13 protein-coding genes are annotated in these 18,846 nt (G+C 45.5%); 3 read left to right on the forward strand and 10 right to left on the reverse strand.

The window, feature by feature from the left end; all coding sequences use genetic code 11:
* Positions 1-53 precede the first annotated feature (53 nt).
* The gene (locus tag ACIFSR_RS29920; RefSeq protein WP_430062231.1) at positions 54-929 is read left to right on the forward strand and encodes an arylamine N-acetyltransferase family protein; all 876 of its coding nucleotides are present in this window, start codon (positions 54-56) and stop codon (positions 927-929) included.
* A gap of 100 nt (positions 930-1,029) precedes the next feature.
* Here the strand turns inward: ACIFSR_RS29920 and ACIFSR_RS29925 are convergent, their stop codons facing one another.
* The 9 genes from ACIFSR_RS29925 to ACIFSR_RS29965 all read right to left on the reverse strand — a co-directional run bounded on the left by ACIFSR_RS29925 (position 1,030) and on the right by ACIFSR_RS29965 (position 16,356).
* Complete coding sequence (locus tag ACIFSR_RS29925; RefSeq protein ID WP_339208240.1) at positions 1,030-1,308, reverse strand: DUF2277 domain-containing protein; 279 nt, start codon at positions 1,306-1,308, stop codon at positions 1,030-1,032.
* A 112-nt stretch (positions 1,309-1,420) separates the two neighbouring features.
* The gene (locus ACIFSR_RS29930) at positions 1,421-2,311 is read right to left on the reverse strand and encodes a glycoside hydrolase family 43 protein (protein WP_430062234.1); all 891 of its coding nucleotides are present in this window, start codon (positions 2,309-2,311) and stop codon (positions 1,421-1,423) included.
* Positions 2,312-2,531: 220 nt separating this feature from the next.
* A complete protein-coding gene (locus ACIFSR_RS29935; protein ID WP_430062237.1) occupies positions 2,532-5,465 on the reverse strand; it encodes a glycosyltransferase in 2,934 nt (977 codons plus the stop codon).
* Entirely contained in the window at positions 5,465-6,724 is a 1,260-nt protein-coding gene (locus ACIFSR_RS29940) for a TRAFAC clade GTPase domain-containing protein (RefSeq protein WP_076269553.1), read from the reverse strand. The genes ACIFSR_RS29935 and ACIFSR_RS29940 overlap by 1 nt, the downstream gene beginning before the upstream one ends.
* A 14-nt stretch (positions 6,725-6,738) precedes the next feature.
* Complete coding sequence (locus ACIFSR_RS29945) at positions 6,739-7,374, reverse strand: beta-mannanase (protein WP_339208233.1); 636 nt, start codon at positions 7,372-7,374, stop codon at positions 6,739-6,741.
* 23 nt (positions 7,375-7,397) lie between these two features.
* A complete protein-coding gene (locus tag ACIFSR_RS29950; RefSeq protein ID WP_339208231.1) occupies positions 7,398-8,684 on the reverse strand; it encodes a VWA domain-containing protein in 1,287 nt (428 codons plus the stop codon).
* A gap of 56 nt (positions 8,685-8,740) precedes the next feature.
* Entirely contained in the window at positions 8,741-11,164 is a 2,424-nt protein-coding gene (locus tag ACIFSR_RS29955) for a transcription initiation factor TFIID (protein ID WP_430063176.1), read from the reverse strand.
* A gap of 2 nt (positions 11,165-11,166) precedes the next feature.
* Positions 11,167-14,556 (reverse strand): tubulin-like doman-containing protein, encoded by a 3,390-nt coding sequence (locus ACIFSR_RS29960; protein ID WP_430062241.1) that lies wholly within the window; start codon positions 14,554-14,556, stop codon positions 11,167-11,169.
* Positions 14,557-14,580: 24 nt separating this feature from the next.
* Positions 14,581-16,356 carry a vWA domain-containing protein gene (locus tag ACIFSR_RS29965; RefSeq protein WP_430062244.1) on the reverse strand — a complete coding sequence of 592 codons (1,776 nt, stop codon included), beginning with the start codon at positions 16,354-16,356 and terminating at the stop codon, positions 14,581-14,583.
* 153 nt (positions 16,357-16,509) lie between these two features.
* On the opposite strand from ACIFSR_RS29965, the gene ACIFSR_RS29970 reads away from it, so the two are divergent.
* Entirely contained in the window at positions 16,510-16,665 is a 156-nt protein-coding gene (locus ACIFSR_RS29970; protein WP_179089849.1) for a hypothetical protein, read from the forward strand.
* Entirely contained in the window at positions 16,662-17,615 is a 954-nt protein-coding gene (locus tag ACIFSR_RS29975) for a hypothetical protein (protein ID WP_339208225.1), read from the forward strand. The genes ACIFSR_RS29970 and ACIFSR_RS29975 overlap by 4 nt, the downstream gene beginning before the upstream one ends.
* A 133-nt stretch (positions 17,616-17,748) precedes the next feature.
* Here ACIFSR_RS29975 and ACIFSR_RS29980 read toward each other — a convergent pair whose 3' ends face one another.
* Positions 17,749-18,798, reverse strand: coding sequence for a glycoside hydrolase family protein (locus tag ACIFSR_RS29980; protein WP_339208222.1), 1,050 nt, complete (start codon positions 18,796-18,798; stop codon positions 17,749-17,751).
* Between the last annotated feature and the right edge of the window lie 48 nt (positions 18,799-18,846).

The raw sequence follows: 18,846 nt of genomic DNA on the forward strand, positions 1-18,846 counted from the left end.
GCAATAAAATAAAGAAGCTCAAAATGATGTTTGAGCAATAGAGGTGAATCGTTATGGAACCGTTGACGGGAGAAGAAATAAAAGCTTATTTAAGCAGGCTTGGCATCTCAGAAATTCAGGAGCCAACCAAGGCATTTTTATTTGAGCTTCATAGAGCCCATGTAAGAGTTTTTTCTTGGCAAACCATTGATGTTTTTGCAGGTAAACCCGCAGGAATTCAACTCAATCAATCCGTCCCGCTCCTTATCCATGGCAGAAGCGGATATTGTTTTCATTTAAATGGCGCATTTAGCCAGCTTCTGCGTTCATTAGGCTACAAGGTTTCATTCCACCGGGCAGGTGTACAGCCACTAGGTGCCGAGCCTCGTATCAACTCGTTTCACCTTGGACTAACCGCTCACTTGTTGAACGAAAACAACGAAGAAGAACAATGGATTATTGATGTTGGATTAGGCGATATGCCTTTTGAGCCGCTGCCACTTCTTGTTGGAACGTATAACCAAAACCCTTTTATTTATAAAGTAACAGAATCTCTTGTTGTTCCAAAGGGATGGCGCTTAGAGCATGATCCATCTGCGTCATTTGTTGGCGTGGATTATGATGCTGCCGTTTTGGCGGATATGACAGAGTTTGAGCCCAAGCATGAGCATTACAGCCGCTCCGCAGAATCTCCATGGATCAATATGTTTTTAATTAGAAACAGACATGCTGGCGGAAGTAATGAAATCCGAGGCTGCATTTGGAATGAACGAGGAACTGACGGTGTGAGGCAGACGGAATTAGTGAGTCAATCCCAGTGGCTCGAGGTGTTGGGTGAGGTTTTTGAAGAGAAACTCGTCAACTACAGCCGTCAAGAGAGGGATGAACTATGGAAAAGAATACAGCTTGCTCATGAACAATGGAAAATAGCAAAAGCCTCATCATCATAACAAAAAAGGCTTTACTATCTCCTTATAGATGTCCTAATCAAATAAACCTCAGAGAAGTCTGAGGTTCATTTGACTATAAGAGGTATAAGAACTCCAACCGCTAAGCTTCCGCCGTACCGAATCTTTTGGCGTTTCTTGCGCGGGCACGCTCGATTTCGACATCTCGATCACGCGGCTCAGCTTGGGTAACTAGCGTGTCGAGCAATTTCTGGGCTGCCGCAGCCACCTCTTGTATCGCAACATTGAATGCTTCTTCATTGGCTTTCGATGGTGACTGATATCCCGATAGCTTCCGAACAAACTGGAGTGAAGCGGCAGCTACTTCCTCTTCTGTTGCCGGTGGATCGAAGTTAAATAACGTTTTAATATTTCGGCACATCACGCTCTTCCTTTCCACATTTTATTTTGCCTGACATCTCTAGTTGCAAGCAAATACAAGCCTTTTAACTTCGATAATAGCTTTTCTAAAGAAACATTTCAAGGGATAACAACTACCAAGCATTTGTCATAACTATCGGTTTTATCTCCCCGTCAGCAATAATCATTTTATCTATACAGAGCATACGATTACCCGCTTCAGGGTCACCAATAATACGGCGATGATAAACAATGAGCCATTCATCACTCTCAGGCAAATGAAGGAACCCATGATGTCCTGGCCCTTCCGCAATAGGCTCTTGTCGCTCAAGCACGATACCCTTATTCTCGAATGGACCCAATGGATTCTCACTCACGCCATACGCAACACAATAAGAACCGTTAACCCAGTCTCCTTGCGACCACATGAGGTAATAAAGTCCATCCTTCTTTATCATACAAGGTCCTTCAACATAACCATCAGGCGTAATGGAGAGAAAGGTTTCACCATTTTCAAGTGGAATGAACCCCGTAATGTCATCATTCATTTTCGCTACATTGCAATGACGCCAGCCGCCATAATACAAATAGATCGTTCCATCATCATCCTTGAACAAATGAGCATCAATCGGCTGAGCGGAATGAATGAATCGATCAATGAGCGGTTTTCCCAAATATCCTCTGAATGGTCCTTCAGGACGGTCTGATACGGCTATCTCTAAACCGCCGATTTCATCGTTGCTTTGAATATCGTTTGTTGCAAAAACCAAATAATATTTTCCTCGTTTCTGGGTAATCGTAGGTGCCCAAACCGCTCTCCACATCCATGGAAAGTCTGACATTTCAATAATGCTCTCATGCTTCTCCCAATGGATCAGATCGCTTGAGCTGAACGCATCCAAATTCAATTGCTTCGTATATTCCGTAATGGACCTGGTCGCATAAATCCAATGCTTGCCTTCATACGTTCTCGCTTCAGGATCAGCATACCAGCCTGGGACTATCGGATTATTAATACCTTTCATCGAAAAACAGCTCCTTGTTCGTGTTGTAGTACCGATATTGTAAAATATTGCAGACCCTATGTCTCTATCATAAATTCAACTTTCTTATCCACTTTTATGACATTAATCATTTTCATCATTTTAATAGCCGATTAGCTAAAAAGAAAAAAAGGGTCGTTCCAACAGTAGTAAAACTACTAACGGAACAACCCTTCCTATTCTTATAAATACGTTGCTTTGGTTATGGCGCAGCAACACGCAGCACGGAAATCTCATACTTCGATTCACCGACCGTGATAATGCTTTTCTCAGGTATATCAACCTGCTTACCGAGGTTAACTACAACCCGGTTCGTATAGTCTGCTACATTTATTGCAGTATTGCTCGGTTGCTCCGTCTGAGAATCGGTAGCTGTCGGCAGTGAATCAGTTTCAGCCGGCGTTGGCGTCGGCTTATCGGATTCTTTGGCAGTCGAATCCGTTGTTTCCGTCGGCTGTGATGAGCTTTCAACTTGATTCCCTTCCGTGCTGCTATTCCCTGTATCCGCTTTGCAATCAGATTCAACTTCAAGTGTGGTGTACGCAACAGCTTCTGCATCCGGCGTTTCTACCGTCAATGAGCTAGGCTTAAACAGTCCGCAAGCTGCTGCTTCCTTAAATGCGAAGACGAGGGTGGTCGCAGCCTTCTTCCCCTCTGATGCAGCATTTTGCTCCACGTATACGATTGTATCCGGCTGGCTGATGCTCGGTTCAGGAGTCGTTTCAGGCAAAACAGCACCACCAGGCTTCACATCATCCTTGCCGCCGAAGGCAAACATAATGCCGGCTACGATTAGTACAATACCTATAGCCGATAACGATGTTATAAACGTCGATTTACGATTCCTGCGAAAAAATTTAGTCAGCGGTGAGGATAGCTCGCGCTCCGCCTGTTTATATACACCTTTAAGAATAGGACCCGCTTTGTCAAAATGCTGCTTCCAATTGGCTCGTTTCTTAAATGCATCCCGGTCATGTTTTGTGAAATAGCTGACTACTGCAGTTACATAGGCAGGAACAAAACCTCTTGAGCGCATGAAACTAGGATGTTTTTCTGCCCATCGGAAAAATAGATATACCGTATCTTTTTGAGACGCGTTTTGCTGCAAATAGTTGAGGAGCGTGGCATAATCCACTGATTCCATATCCGAACTGCGAAGAAACAATAGCACGAGACGCGGAAATTCGGCTAACTCCAGCTGATTGGCAAGCAATCGGCGACCAACGAGCTGCACCCGGTCGATCTCTGCTGGGGATAGATTATCGAATAAATCTACCGTTGGCTCCGGGAATGCGAAGCATTCGTAAAGCGCCTGCAGCTCAAGCGCTGCTGATTTCTGCCTCGGATCGTTCAGCTGTCCATTCCATTTTTTCAGCTGCTCCTTCGATTTGAGAAACTCGCCCAGCATGAGCTGATCCTTCGTCAATCTTTCCATATCAAGTTCAATTAACATTGCTCGATAAGCTGCAAGCTCGAGCTCCGTATAAAACTCTACCGCATCATGAGATGGCAGCTGTTTTCGCACGCCAAACTTGCCTTCACTTGCTAAGCTGCGCAATTGCTCAAGCGCTTTGCTCGTCGCTGGCAGCGAGTGGCGCTCCCGTTTCAGCTTCTCGATGAGCTGCTGGCGGACCAGCACAAAAAAGTCTTCATCACCGTACAGCTTAGGATGAGCATTGCCCCACTGCTCAATGAGCTGCAGAACACTTTTGGAGCCTGCAGCTGCTTTAAGCTTTTGCTCTAGGAATGGAATAAATAAGTTTGCACTTAGCTTCGCATCTACTAAGACTCTTGTGAAAAAAGCTATGCTAAAAGCAGGATTGCTTTCAACTGCCGCATAGAAGGAAGCCGCCGCGTCTTGCTCACTCTGTTTTCTTGCATTTAGCAATGCCAAAATGAAAAAGGAAACCAGCTTATTTTCGATATGTTTACCTTCAATTTGATAGTATTGTGTAAACACATCTACAATGAAGGTTTCCGGCACTACTCCTTGCCTAGCGCGGTCAAACTCATAATCAAATCGAGAAAGAAATAAATCATTCAAGCGCATCTTGGCATCCAATGCGCCGGATGGCTGCAAATAATCCATCAAGCTCCGCATTACCGCGCTTTTATGCGATTCATATAACTTTTCGTTGCCTTCCTCGATTTGGTAAACGACGCATAGCTCATGATAACTGGCTGCTGCGAGTTCGCGCTCCTCCCCCATGTCTGCCAGCATCAGCTCAGCGAATTGAAAGAAGCTATCCGTACGGTCAGGACGATCCAAGTTATCCCATGCAAAATCCAAAAATGGCTGATCTATACCGTCCAGATCAACATTCATCATTCGGTCGTTGCCGAAATCAAACGTAAAATCCTTCTCGATGCTGCGATCCCCATGGCGGAGGCTTCCTTGCTCTACGAACGTAAGATGAACCGATTTGCGGCTTACCGGTTCTTTCGCATAGGTGATGAAACCAAGCTGCTTGCGGAAGGCGTAGGGTAAACTCGCATATAGCACACCAAGCAGCTGTTTTGCCTTGTCCGGCAGCTGTTTGATTGGTACATCAAGCGAAACATAGATCTTTTTCTTACCTCCGACTGCTGCCATTACCGCAAAGAGCAGCTGTTTAAACGATTTTTCTGAAATGTTCAGCAAAGAAAGGATCGAACGAGCAGACGGCTTAATCGCTGCTGCACTCTGAATCGGAAGCTCTAGCAGCTCTGCTATTTCCGTACCGCTGTCAATATTATATTGATCTGCGAAAGCGGCTTGCAGCCAGTTCATATAATCACTTGCAGGCTTGCTGCTATGACCGCTTGGAATAATAAAGTTATGCGTAAAAAACGCGCTGCGCAGACCTGTGAAGTCGGCTGCCTGATAAACGCTTCTGCCAAGCAGCACATCGCCATTATCCAAATGAAGTAGGTGCATCGTCTCTGGATACGCGGAACCGTCCTTCTCACCGCGGGTAGCCAGCTCAGTCGGGGCATCATAAACACAAAACGGATGAAGCACTTTTTTGACAAATGATGCTTCCAAACCGCTTGATTTGGCGATCGTGTCATAACCTTCCGTGGATCTGAAAATGCCGCGTCTTTCCCGTGCATACATCTGCTGCTGAATCATCCTGCTGGGCGTAGAATCGCGCACTATTCTCTTCTCCCCTCAATGAAGTTCAGCTTATAAAGCAGCCAAATGAAGGGCTCGTCTACCCGAATGGGACTGACGACGGTTTGCAGCTTCTGATCGACGGGATTGCTGCCGAGTGCGGAAACCGCATAATAAGCCGTATCCTTAAAATAAACATCCATCGTACCTTTAAAGGGACGATCAACCTTCTCGATGAAACGGCGGATTTCTCCATCAATATTCTCAAACTCAGTCAGGTTAAAATAATTGCGATGCACCATGTTGTTGAAAATATTGCTGTTCGATTTAATATATTCACCATCTTCATCCTTTAGGGAATGAAGCATATCGCTCTTCGTTAAAACGACAGCGGTCGGAATATCCGTTTTGTTGTTTTCCTGATAAGCAATAAAGTCGCCAAACATCGTCAGAACAACGTCGCGCGGCTCGTCGTATTGGGAAACCCAAACACCTGGCTTATCGCCCAGATTCATTCTAATTTTCTCGCGAATGGAGCGAATTTGCAGCGGATCTACCATCAGCAAAATGCCTGCTGAATTTTTGATATGCTGACCATGCAAACCAAGATAATCCTGCTCTACCATGCCCTCGCCAGCGACATCAAAAAATACGAGAGTGAGCGGTGGCTTCGATTCATCTTTAAAAACAAATTGAAAAATAAAAGGCTCCTGCATCTTTTCCTTTTGGGTAGACGCAAGCAGATCGCCGCGCTCAAACAGCGGCTCCTCGTAATAGGTTCGGAATTTCCGGCTAATTTCAGCGTTAAGCGGCATGCAGGCTGCATTAAAATGATCCGCTGTCGTGTTCTGCAGCGTATGTATCAACGCGGTCATATACACCGACTTGCCTACTTGTGAAGCGCCAATGATAGAAATAATATTGCTCGGCACCTTGCCTGCCGTTACTGGAATTTCGTTGTGGCATTTTGGACAAAGTCTTCTGCGTGTCAGCTCGCCATAGCGGTCATTAATTCCAATTAATACATGGTCTGAGTAAATCCGATGCTCTTCAGGCACGTCGTTTGGATAGAGAACCGCTTCCATATCATGTACAGAATCAAGGCCAAAACGCTCACGATACTTATTCAGCTCATCATCTTCTCCAAGCGCATAATCCTCATCATCCTCACGGGAATGTGAAGCGCGGAATACAACCTCATCCGGTGTAAATTTACTAAAACAATAGGGGCAAACAATATCATAAAACAAAGGCCTTTGCTTTGCTTCCGGCTTTTTCTTGAAAAGATCGAAAATACCCATGCGATCTTCCTCCTTTATACTGAAATCAATTCGTACATCTGTCCAGACGTTCGGCCATCAGTGAAAAACAATCGTATAAAATCCTGTTTGCCAACCTCAATGGCAGGCAAAACGGTTTTTCCAGCTGCGAAAGGCGCAACGAACGGATACAGCATGCCGTCTTCTTTATTCGCGGGATAGCTGCCCTGCTTTTTCACATAACAAAGTACGTCTTTCCCAATCGGTACCTCTGTTGAAACTTGAATTTGAATCGTTTTGAACTTTCTGAACAAACCGCTCTTATTTGTAATCGAATAATGAATCTTAGCTCGGCCAGCACTTATTTCTATGCTGTTCTCATGATTGGGCTGAAGGATGAGCTGCGGACCGCCACTCCCTTCCAGTGCGGCATATACCGTAAAGACCAAACGTCCGATGCCCTCTAATCGGCTATGATAGCCATTATTCGCTTTATATTCTGCCTTCGTGTATAACTTGACAGTTCCTATATCCACAGGGCTTTCCGCCGCCTGCTCAGCCGGTGTTTTCCCAATGTAAACCGCTTCTATACCGCCCGGCCAAATCCAGCGCAGCGTGCAGCGGTCCTCCTCCAACACGCGAGTTAAACCGCTGATAATCGGAGAACCATCCTCTGCATCGATAAACCGCATTTTATATCCGCCTCCCGCATCGTTTAAAATCCATGACTGCGGCTGTCCTTCGTCCGTTCGCCTAACGCCTTTGTGGACTGATCTCTATTGCTGTTTTTTCTGCCGCCATCATAACGGTTTGTACTGTTATTATCCCTTATCGGAACAACAAGTGTGAAAATGCTAATAATGGCTGCCAGTACAAGAACAGCGAATAGACGTGATAAACCGTCAGAGAGCATATCCCCGGACAAACCGGAGTCCAAAATGAAGCCAGCCAGCAAACCGCCTACAATACCGCCCGCCCCAAAGCTTAATGCCAAAAACCGATTGTCGAAAAACAATCCTAGCGACATTCCTAAAGCTGCACCGATAATGGCTAAGGATAAAATACGAAGCAGTGTATACAGCGTGCTGTCCGCAAGCGATCCCGTTCTTTCAGTTAGAAGCGTCCGATTATCGATTGTATTGTAAATATTTTGGAATACGAGCGCCAGCCCGTTCGCTTCCGACACATCGTAATAGCTTCCATTGGTGGAATCAGCTATTTGCTGCAGCAAGGCAGAGCCTTTGGAATCTGCAACGCTAAGGCCTACCGTATTAATGACAATTTGCTGCTCTTGGAACTGTGCAATTTGCTTATTGATATCGGATTCGCTGAAACCGTCCGACAACAGAATAACCATTGTCCCGCGCCCAGCCTTTTCCTTATCCTTAATCGTCTTCATTGCTTCGCCAAGCGCTAGACTAAAGTTTGTACCGCCATCCGTCGGCTCAAGTGAGTCGATTGCGGCATTTACTTTATCTTTCTCTTCCTGTGTGCTTACTTTAACAAACGGCTGAATCAATTGTGCGGTATTGTGAAATGCAACCACCGCCACACGCTTATCGCTTTCCATGTTTTGAATCAATTGCTTCGCAGCCGAATAACGCTCGTTATCAGGATCGGTCTCCAGCATGCTTCCTGAATTATCGATAACAAGCACAATATCCTTTACCTGCTTCGCACCGCCAAAATGTGCGCCGTAAATAAATTGCAGCAATCCGCCGACTGCAAACAGCAGAACTAACGTTGCTGGTACGAGCAGCTGCCACGATAATCCGGTATAACGCTGACGCCACGAAGTTCCGTTCAAACGAGGAGAAATCATTTCAGCAATCAGGCAGGCCAGTCCAATGCATAAAGCAAGAACGCCAAAGTATAGCCCAACGACGGCAAAGCGCGGCCAGATTTCTGACAGCGCCCCCAGTATGATTTCCCCGATGACGAATCCTACTGCGCCTCCTATCAAGCTGAACAGTAAGAGAAGCCCATTTATTTTTCGTTGCATAATAACAGCACCCTTTCTACTTGCTAGTGGACCGCAGCATTGTTGATGTTTATCGGTCAGCGAAGATCAGGCAGCAGAGCAGGATCAAGCGTGTGAAATTCGTACCCATTTTGCAAATAGGTCTCATAATACACTTTGCCGTTTCGATAATACATCAAATCTTCTAAATGAAAGCCGCCCATAATATTCAACTTTTCTACACCGCTGCTGCGCTTCTCATGTACACACCCCAGCTTGTAAATGCGTGAAGATTCGTCAACGCCAAGTGCATATCGGATAAATTCACTCTCGCGATCTCCGAACAGATACTTTTCCTCATAACGATGCTCATGTGTATAGTCGAGAAGACGAATATGAACGACCGCATGCTCTTCCAGTGTCCGGTATAATCGGTGAAACAGCTCGTCCCTCGATAAAGCTTTACGATTGCTGTATGCAACGGATACATTGGCACGCAGCAGCAGCTCCTCCTCGAAAGTCTGTGCAAAAGGCTCTGCTGTCAAAATGTACTTTCGGCAAATCTCCATTAATCGCTCCAGAAACGCGGAATCTCCCTGCTGCAGAAGCTCGGTCATATTGCCGAGAAATCGTTCCTCAAAAAATATGGATGCGCCGCGTTTCTCTTCAATATCCTTCATGACAGCTGCAGTGACTCGCTCATAATACTCGAAGATGTTCTGCCCGATATAATCATCCGCAGAACGGATACTGTGCTGAGCCGCCGCATTCAACGTTTCCTCTAGCAGCGCCATCTGTTCTACGCGAATTCGGTATTTCTCATGAAGACGCTCCAGCTCAGCAGCAAATTTACGGTACAAAGCAAGCTCAGTCTCAAGTCGTAAAAGCTGCCATTCCAGCCGGTACACCGCATCAAAAAAAGCGCGTATAAAGGATCGAACATTTTGCTTGTCCATAAATGGAAGACGCTGAAATTTCAAATCATCCACACGTTGTTCGCGGATTCGACCAAGCTCATCCTGAGCGATATCAATCTCTCTGACCAAATCGCGCATTCGAGCGCGAACAGCTGTCATGACGCTGTCTGTCTCGTTTTTCTCGTCTGTCCACTTGGTAACCTGGAAAAAGCTAAACAATGGCTGATCTTTCATATTACGGTTTACAGTGGCTCGCAGCTCATCTGAAGCCTTCACATAACCTAAGTTCACCTCAGCTGAACTAGTGAAATGCTTACGGAAGAAGATGGTGCAGCCATCCCCGAACAAGGCTTCCTCTGCCTCGCGCAGCGACATGCGCCGCAGTTGATCATAACGAATGTTGTTCGTCAGAAGACCAGACATATCGATGAGACTGTCCTCGCTTGGCATCAGATCGAGCATTCTAGTGTCCATCGCAGCTGAATCCAGCCCAAAGAAGGACAGCTTTTCCTTGCTGCCCTGCAGGTCAGCAATTTCCAGCCGCTCTTTTATTTGTTTAAAGAAATGATAAAGGACGGTTAACGCAATCGAATGATTCGGTCGTTTCACCTTGGACAACCCCGCTGATACGAACCCCTGTCTTCCGGATTCCGTCATAAGACTGTTTTTGAAAGAAGAGTTGTTGTAGCTTACGTCACTCGATTGTACCTGTGTTTCCTTTCTCCTCCTGTTTTTCAACAGCAAAATATTGCAAATGATTTCATAGTTATCCTGCATCCCGTTAAGCGTTGTAATTCCCCGCTCATTGCGATCAGATAATACATAAACAAGATCAAATAATGGCGATGCCTTGTGGGTGACCGGAATAGATAATCCATCACCCGTCACCTGAAGCCTCGCCGAAAAAGAATAATCTGGCCGCTGCATTCCATCCAGCTCGCGCAGGAAGCTGATACCCGCTGCGCTTGCCAAACCAAACGTCTCTGATTGCTCACGTTCATTAATTAAAGCGTACAAATCCATTTGAACGGATTTGAACAGCTGCAAAAAAATCGATTGAGCAAGCAGCGATATTTCTGGAACAAGCACGTTTAATGGATCATCAACCCTTGTAATGACAGCAAGATGAAGGCGATCGAAAGATGCGTACAATCGGCCGTAATCAGCAATTGTATCGCTAACCTGACGCAGCGCCCGGTTGAGATCCGCTAGATGACGCCCTTCCTTATGGAATGCGGTGCCTATATCTTTGCGTTTGGTGCGATTATCCGTTTTGCCATCTACAACATCCGTAAGCGCTACCCTCGTCACCTTCGGGACAGATCGATTAAGATTTGCCCCATGGTATGACGATAATTTATAACCTGCACTTCCAGAGGCAGCATTTGCTTCACTCGACGAGACATGGAAATAAATAACGCCGGCATTGTTGTCCCATTTCAGTTCATTGGATTGAATCATAGGTTCAATCGCATGTCCTGCCTCATCTCCGATGTATAGAAATACGGTTGGATAGTGAATGCTGCTTTGATCATCCTCAAGGCCGCTTAGCTTCTGCTCAGCAGCCGAATAGTCGCTTGCATATAGATCCAACAATTCTCTCATCATTATTTCAACTTTCTACGAATTTCGTTAAGTTTAGTAGACATTTCCCGGTAGAACCGGTGCATTTCCTCTCCATTTGCCAGCTCAACCTTCTCGTATTCGAGACGCTCGCGTGCATCAAGAAATGTACCGAACAGCTCCTCAAGCTTAGCTAACAGCTTTGAAGTATCCTCCGTTGCAGTCAGCTCCGTTACTCTGCGCTCTGCTTTGCGTCTAAGAACGCTGCGGTTTTTCTCATCCAGCTGTCGGAAGCTCTCAAACACCTCAAACTCAACATAGCTGCTGCTTTTCATTAAATTAGCGAAAGGCGGCCATGCATCTTCCTCTGGCTCGCGATCATAAACATACAGGGCACCTTTCTTGCAAATGGTCTCTGTGTATAGCGCCTCAATAAACTGATCCAGCAACTTCTCATCATCTTGATGCTGCATAAGCAGCTGCTCAAGCTCGACTAATTTTACAGAAATGGATTCATACTTCGCCAATTCCTCACGAACCCGTCTTAGCTGCTCCGGCGAACGAATGAGATTTTCTTGTGCAAGCTCCTCTGTAAAGCTGCCGAAAATATCCTTTGTCGATTCAAGCTCCAGCCCCTCGGATAAAAGGCGCTTCAGCTCATTTACTGCTCGCTTTACTTCACCTAAATTCGGCTTCGCGCCATCAAGCTGCATATTGAACGGTTTTAACGCATCCGATAATTGGAACGGCTTCGTGAAGCGAACGGAGTAACGGCTGCTCGTGTTATTGTCTATGCCCTTCTCTTCAATAATACGGAAGCTCTCGGCTATGACAAACTCAGCGCGAACCCTCGCATTATAGCTTCTCACACGTGGGTTGACGTACGTGTCGCCCCATGATTTCTCTGGAATCGGCGAAGGCAAATAGGTCCAATTGACACGGTCAGTCTGCACCAAATGACGGCCGATGCCTTCCTTATCAAGAATCGTGCGTTCATAGCTTTCTTCATATACCTTCAGCGGCGTATAAACAAACAAAGGCACACCATTTCTCGTATTCAGCCAGAAAATTCGGTTTTTCACTTCACTTTCCTTTATCGTAAAGTGGGATTTGCCTATCGAGTTATTTTGATAGTTCCGAATCCCTCTCAATATGCTCGGCGCCTGCACAGGCACGGACACAAATCCCCATGAAGGGACATGTAAATTGCCTGAGCTGTTGCTGAGATGGAATACAGGCACAGCTTCCTCATCTAGCTTGCTAGCGATATGACGCTCAACAAACTTCTCAATCGATTCATCGTTCCCGTATTTCATAACTAGGAATTCTTCCATCGATTTCGTAATCAGATCGCCGAATTTATTCGTCAAAAACTCTGAAATCGAGCTGACGATATCAATTTCCTGCTCTTTTACCCAAAGATTCGAATGGTCTAGAAGCTCCTGCGTAAAGTCGCGGATCAGATCATCGCCGTCCTTCTTATCCATTAAACGGCTGATAACGTCGGAGATGTCTGGTACGCCTACGATATTCCAATAGTATGTTTTGTTTCCTTTATGATCCGCTTGTTCCTCGCCGCTTGTTAGAATTTCACCATTTTTGGCAAAGATCGAATTAAGCACATTCAAAATTTCAGTAAATACGTTATAAATGCGGTTATTCTCGTTGTTAAGCAGCTGGTGGAGATCCTCATAAAATTCGATCAATTGCTCCATTCGCTCAACGTCAGCAAGCAGCCAGTACTCATTTATTTTTGCTTCGATATAGTTGTTTTTCTTCTTATCCTTGGATACGAACGCACTCTTCGCATCGCCCATACGCTCATTGGCTTGCTCTCTAGCTGCTTCGATCTCTTTAGGGAGTCGTGACAGCCCTTCACGTAGCGTCTCAATATAAGAGAGCAGCATCTTCAGCAAGCAGAAGCCTTTCTCAGTATGCAGGAGACGGGATACATAAAATGGCCCTTGCTCTGGATGGAGAAATGTACGACGAATTTGATCGGTAAATTGCCCAACAATTTCGCCTGGCAGCTGTTTTTTGGCCTTAATATATTCCTCGCGTGCACGAGCCAAAAAGTTTTGCTCCAGCTCCGTATCCATGTTTACGGCTTGCATTTTCACCACGTTATTGTAGCTGAGTCGCTCACTGTTCTCGAAGCCTGGCAGCGGTTCAGGTACGCGTGAGTCAAAGGTTTTCATCATCGTTTCGAGATCAATGCCAAGCTTGCGGGCAAATTTCTCTACATCGTCCTGACTCGGCGCCTTCTCAAACATTTTGTCCATTTTGTTGAAAAGCCGGTAAGCCAAATAAGTCGTCATTTCCTCGATCGGCAGTACCGCCGAAGAAGCTCCGATAATGTTGTAATCGTAGTTAGCCGGGTACATTTTGTTCATTTGAGCAATATTGGTCCGAATGTTGCTAATATAATCATGAATAGCGAATTCCTCGCCGGATTGTTTTTCCTCGCTGGAAATAAAGTTCGTAATATTCTCTGCCGTTACATTCATGCAATAATCATAAGCATTTTCAAGCAGCTTGCCCTCAGCATTTGTAGCCGAGATGAGATGGCATAAATTAAATGGTGGGAGCGGCGAATTAACGTTTAAAATATTGCCATATTGCTGCGTAAACCTCTCGCCGCGGCTGTCCACATTCATCCAATAGTCCAGTTCCTTCAGTGCAGCATAGCCATTTTTCTTAATGTACTCACGTGTATGGTCGCTCAAGCTTTTGCTTGCAAGGTTAATATCCGGCGTAAACAAATAACCAAGCGTATTAACGCGGTCAATGCCGGCTGATCCGTGATCACGCTCTATAATTCCTCGAACGATATAAGAGATATCGAGGAAGCAGCCGCTTCCTGTTCCGCCAGACAAGCCGGTTAGCAGAAACACCATCAGCTTTTTGTTCGTCCCGACGGATAACGTCTTAATTTTTTTGTCGATGCTCTGCACCACTTGATTGATCTTCGTAAACAGCAGAAGCCGACCTGCTTGTCGAACGCCAGCTGCACCATTCATGCCATCAGTTATACTTAGCTCTGGCGACAGCCAGTCCGTGATGTACGGCTCCAAAATGCTGCGATTTTGCAGCAGTCCTCCAACCTCTGCATTAGATAGCAGCACAAATTCATTAATAGGATCAAGACCGATCCCTTTATACTTTTTATTGCGGTCCTGTTCATTCGTTTCAAAAGCAAGAAATTCCACATTATCAGGCTTCTCGCGTTTTCTTTTGGAAACGGGATCCTCAGGAAGCTTAAAGCGGCGATTGATCTGGTATTTCAGGCGCAGAAGCGCATCAATACCGGTACCGCCAAGTCCAATGATCAGAATGGGATTATCTATGGTGTCTACCCGAATTTTCTCGCTGACAATACCTCCGCCAAGCGAAACGTCAAGCTGCTGTATGTGTTCTCTTACGATCGGTTTCATTTTTCATTACCTCCAGGGCTCTATTTATACGAGATATTCAATGAATATCGTTTTGTCTATTTGTTTCAATGAAACCGTAATACGGTCTCCGCTTTTCATTTCCAATGCACGCGTCGCATCCACTGCTCGTCCCGATTTCTCAATTGTGCAGGAGGAACCATTTTGCAGAACGATACGATCATTGCTTCCCGGCTTGAAAATGACCTTGTCGGTTTCCTTCAGCTCAGGCGCTAGCTGCAACAGCTGGTGAAGCTGCAACTTGCCTTTGAAGGCTGTCAGCTTCTTGTACTGCGGCGACGTTTTGTCACCTGTATTCTCATCTCGAATTTCAATGACGAGTTGCCCAACAAACCCACGGTTCGCTTGTTTCAGCACTCTTAATATAAAGTAAGCTGCTGCAAGCAATGCCGCTAGACCTATAACGCCAATTACAACAGGTACAACCGGGAACGGCTTCTCTTCTTTATCTGCCTCCGGCTTTGGCGTCTGCCCCGTTGTTCCCGCCTTTGCCGAAATCTTAACCGCATCGGTCTCTCGGAAAAAGCTTTTCTCTTTGGCCTTCACTATAATCTCATAGTCATGCTTCTCAGGTATTTTGTAGGAGCCTGCAAAATGGTCGCCCGCATTCTCCATCGGTATTTCCTCGGTTTTGCCCGTGTCTAAGTCTTTAACGAGTAAAACCGCGCTCATGTTGCTGTACTGGGAGGTGTCTTCCAGTTTTTTTCCGCCGCTTACGAGATAAGAATTGATCGTCACCTTGTCGCCCTTGGAATAGGTCGCTTTGGCTAGTGGATCCATAGCAAGACTTAAGTCATAGTTGAAAATAAGATTAATGTCGATTTTATCGCGATTCACGCCTTTGATTTGAAGCTTCCAATCGCCTTCCGACGGCTTTAACAGCTTCAGCAAGGAATAGCTCTTCGAGCTCGATAGCAAGACGCCATTCGAAGGAATAGGAATAGCGTTGCCAGATGGATCTACGAGCTTCGCCTCAACCGGCTTGCTCGACATAATCGAAATATTTGCTTCTAGTACATTCGAGTTGGGAACTGAAATTTTCACATCCTGATAGCTGCCGTTTGCCGTCAAAGAATCAACCGGTACGACGTTCAGCTCAAGATGGCTGGCAAAAATTTCGCTCAAAATTCGCGGCAAATCGTCAGCCGAATCGGTCGCGAATGATTTCCCGCCGGTTATTTCCGATAGCTTAGCAAGCGCAGATTCATTTAGTTTTCCATTTGCATTTAGGCCAATCGTATAAATCGGAACGCCTTTATCATTCGCTTCTTTAAGCGCCTTGTCCATGTCCGCGTCGGACTGCGCCTGCGTTCTGCCGGATGCCTTATTAAAATCGTTATTGCCGTCAGCTAGCAAAATAATCATCGGCTCGTGATCTTGGTCGGCACCATCCTCCAAAATCTGTACCGCTTCCTTTACTCCGACAGAAACATCGGTATAGGCTCCGCGGTTTAACTGATCGATGAAGCCCTTCAGCTTATCTTTATCTGCAGTAGACTGAATTTCCAGCAGCGCCTTCTCACGTTGAATTTCATCGGTATAAGCCACAATGCCAACACGGTCGCCTTGTGTCGGCAGCATATCAATGAACATCTTCATTGCTTCATTTCCAATTTTCCCTGGATCGCTTGTGCTCATTGAATTGCTGACATCCAGCACAAGTACTGCATCGATTTGCGAGTCGCCTTGCGCTGCATGCACGGTTTGTAAGCTGCTGAACGGCAGCAGCAAAATAGCAGAAACCATAATTAGCTGACATGATAAACGTTTTAATCTATTCATTTTGCTGTACTCCTTTGTAATGGGACAAACGGTTCTTCTTCGCTAGTCCAATAGTCACTGTTAGTCACTGCTACTAGTATGATGATATACTACAAAATAAGTATACCTGATAGATTTTGTTAAATCACTTTTATTGTAAGAAAGGAATAGGATATGGTTACCTACGTTTGTCTTGGACTATTGTTTCTTTTTGTCATCATCAAAGCAATGAGCTATCGCGCACAGCGGAGACGGGCGCCTTCTCCAGAACAGCTGAGCAAGCTTGTCCTTTCCATACTAAAAAGCAGCGGGCAGCGTGATCGCGAATGATGAAGAAGCTGCCGGTACTACTTAACCCTTATATTAAAACACGCTATCCTTATAATAAACTTAAAATTTGCCGGAGATGCAACCACTTTACAGTACTAGGTGATGCGCAGTGCCCCGTGTGCGGCAAATTTGCCCTAAAAAATGTTGAAGCTCAGGCAGCCTATAAGCTTAAGCTTAAGATGTGGAAAGAGCGGTTTTTTGCATTGTTTATTATTATTGTCGGATTTGCAATGAGCGAATCAGCAATGCATTCCACTTTGATTGTTGCCGGAGGAATGCTGCTAGTCGCTCTATTATGGACGTTGCAGAAGCGGTCGACCCCTGCACTTTTGCTCCTGCAGCTGCAAAAAATATTTCAAAAAGAGGCATATACTCTCTCTGCAGGTCTAGTAAATGACCGAGAAACAGCTATTCAAGTGTTCCATAGCGGCGATAAACCGCTTGCGTATGAAATGCTGCGTGAAATTGGCGCGCTTGTCCATACTGACCAGCTTCGACTGGAGCAAATTTTGCTGCTGCAATCCTTTGTTTTGCGCAAGGATATGGATCTGATGCTGGACCCCTTGTTAATGGATCATTTTAATCCCGATCTCGTTGAATATATTGGCGAGCTTGCCAAAATCAGAAGAGATTTGCTGAAAGAAAATACATTCCGTTATGTTTTGCTTCACGAGGCGCAGATTTTGAAAATGGAGCATGGCGAGAGCATTCTCGTTGGTGTTGCCGGTGCGGCAGTTAGGATGAAACGATACATCACACTCTATCCCTATTTGCTGATGCGCTATGCACGAAAGCTTCCTAAAGACCGTTTCTTGCGGCTTTATCAAATGCTTCACAGCAGTCCGCACGCAGGCGCCAGCCCTTTATATCAAGAAGTAATGGAAATCTATAATGAACGTTACAAATGGGACGAGGATTTCAAGCGTACGAGCAAAGAAACAGACCTGTAAGCAGATCGAAACTAAATGAGCAAATTAGAGAAATAATGAATAAAGGCAAACAGTCACTTTAACAAAAGTGATCGTTTGCCTTTTTTATGTGAATGAATGATTAGAGTCTTTAGGCAAAAATCAAAGCTTGTTCTCAGCTATGCTCGGACACTGTTTTCTTTAAAGGAATAACCATACTCCAAGTGTTCCCTTCGAAATCCCAAGGCTGAGTCCCGTTTCCGGTTGCCAGAAATAAATGGGTTGGCTTGCCATCATGGAACAACAAATTAGGACGCTCGATGTTCGCTTGAACCGTCCTTGTGCCATCATCCCACAGGACATCTCTTGTATACGCCTTAGAATCATTTGAAATATCCCAGTGCAAGCAATCGGTGCTTGTTGCGTAGATGCCCGCTCCCCAATCGCCAGTGACACCGCCCGAATCATTTTTAAAATCATCTTTAATTAAAATATGAAATTTCCCATCCTCCCACCACAGAAACGGGTCTTCGACGTGGAAGTCTGGATTGTCAAACTGAAAAATCGGTTCCTCCTGCAAACGGGTATACGGACCTTCAGGGCGAGGAGCACGGGCAACGCCTAATTGCAAGGTAGAGCCCGCATATTCTCTCGACTTATAAATCATATACGTCGTCCCATCCGGCAGTATAGCTGCTGATGGATTGGTTGTAATCGTACAATCCCAATGCCCTGGCGCTCTTGGCTCTAACAATGGGGCATCTGGACGCTCCCACGGTCCAAATATAGATTTCGAAGTGGCTAAACCAATTCTTTTTCGATTCCAAACCTCGACATCTCTTTCTTGACTTATTTTCTCTCCCACAGCTGGGATAGGCCCTCCATAAGTCGTTCCAAAATAGTAAAGATAGTACGTTCCGTTCCAATATTTCACCGATGGATTATGTTGATTCAAAGCGTCAAAGTAACTGCGCTCTCTTCGCTCAAATATAACTTCGGCAAACGTATAAGGCCCCTCAGGCGTATCGCTAACTGCTCTAACAATCTCGCAGTTGAACAGCCACTGTGCAGCAAAGCCATATTCCTTAGGCCACCTTGAAGCAAACATATGATATTTTCCATCCTCGCCTTGCACAACAGAGCCGCACCAAATATAATAGCCATCCATTTTAAATCCACCGTTCTTCGGTGCCGGCAATAGATTTTCATATATGCGATTTCCCATGATCATTCTCCTCGTCGATTAATGAGTCGATTTCGAATATTGCAGGGT

Origin of the sequence: Paenibacillus sp. NRS-1760 (assembly GCF_050467785.1) — a bacterium.
GTDB lineage: Bacteria > Bacillota > Bacilli > Paenibacillales > Paenibacillaceae > Pristimantibacillus.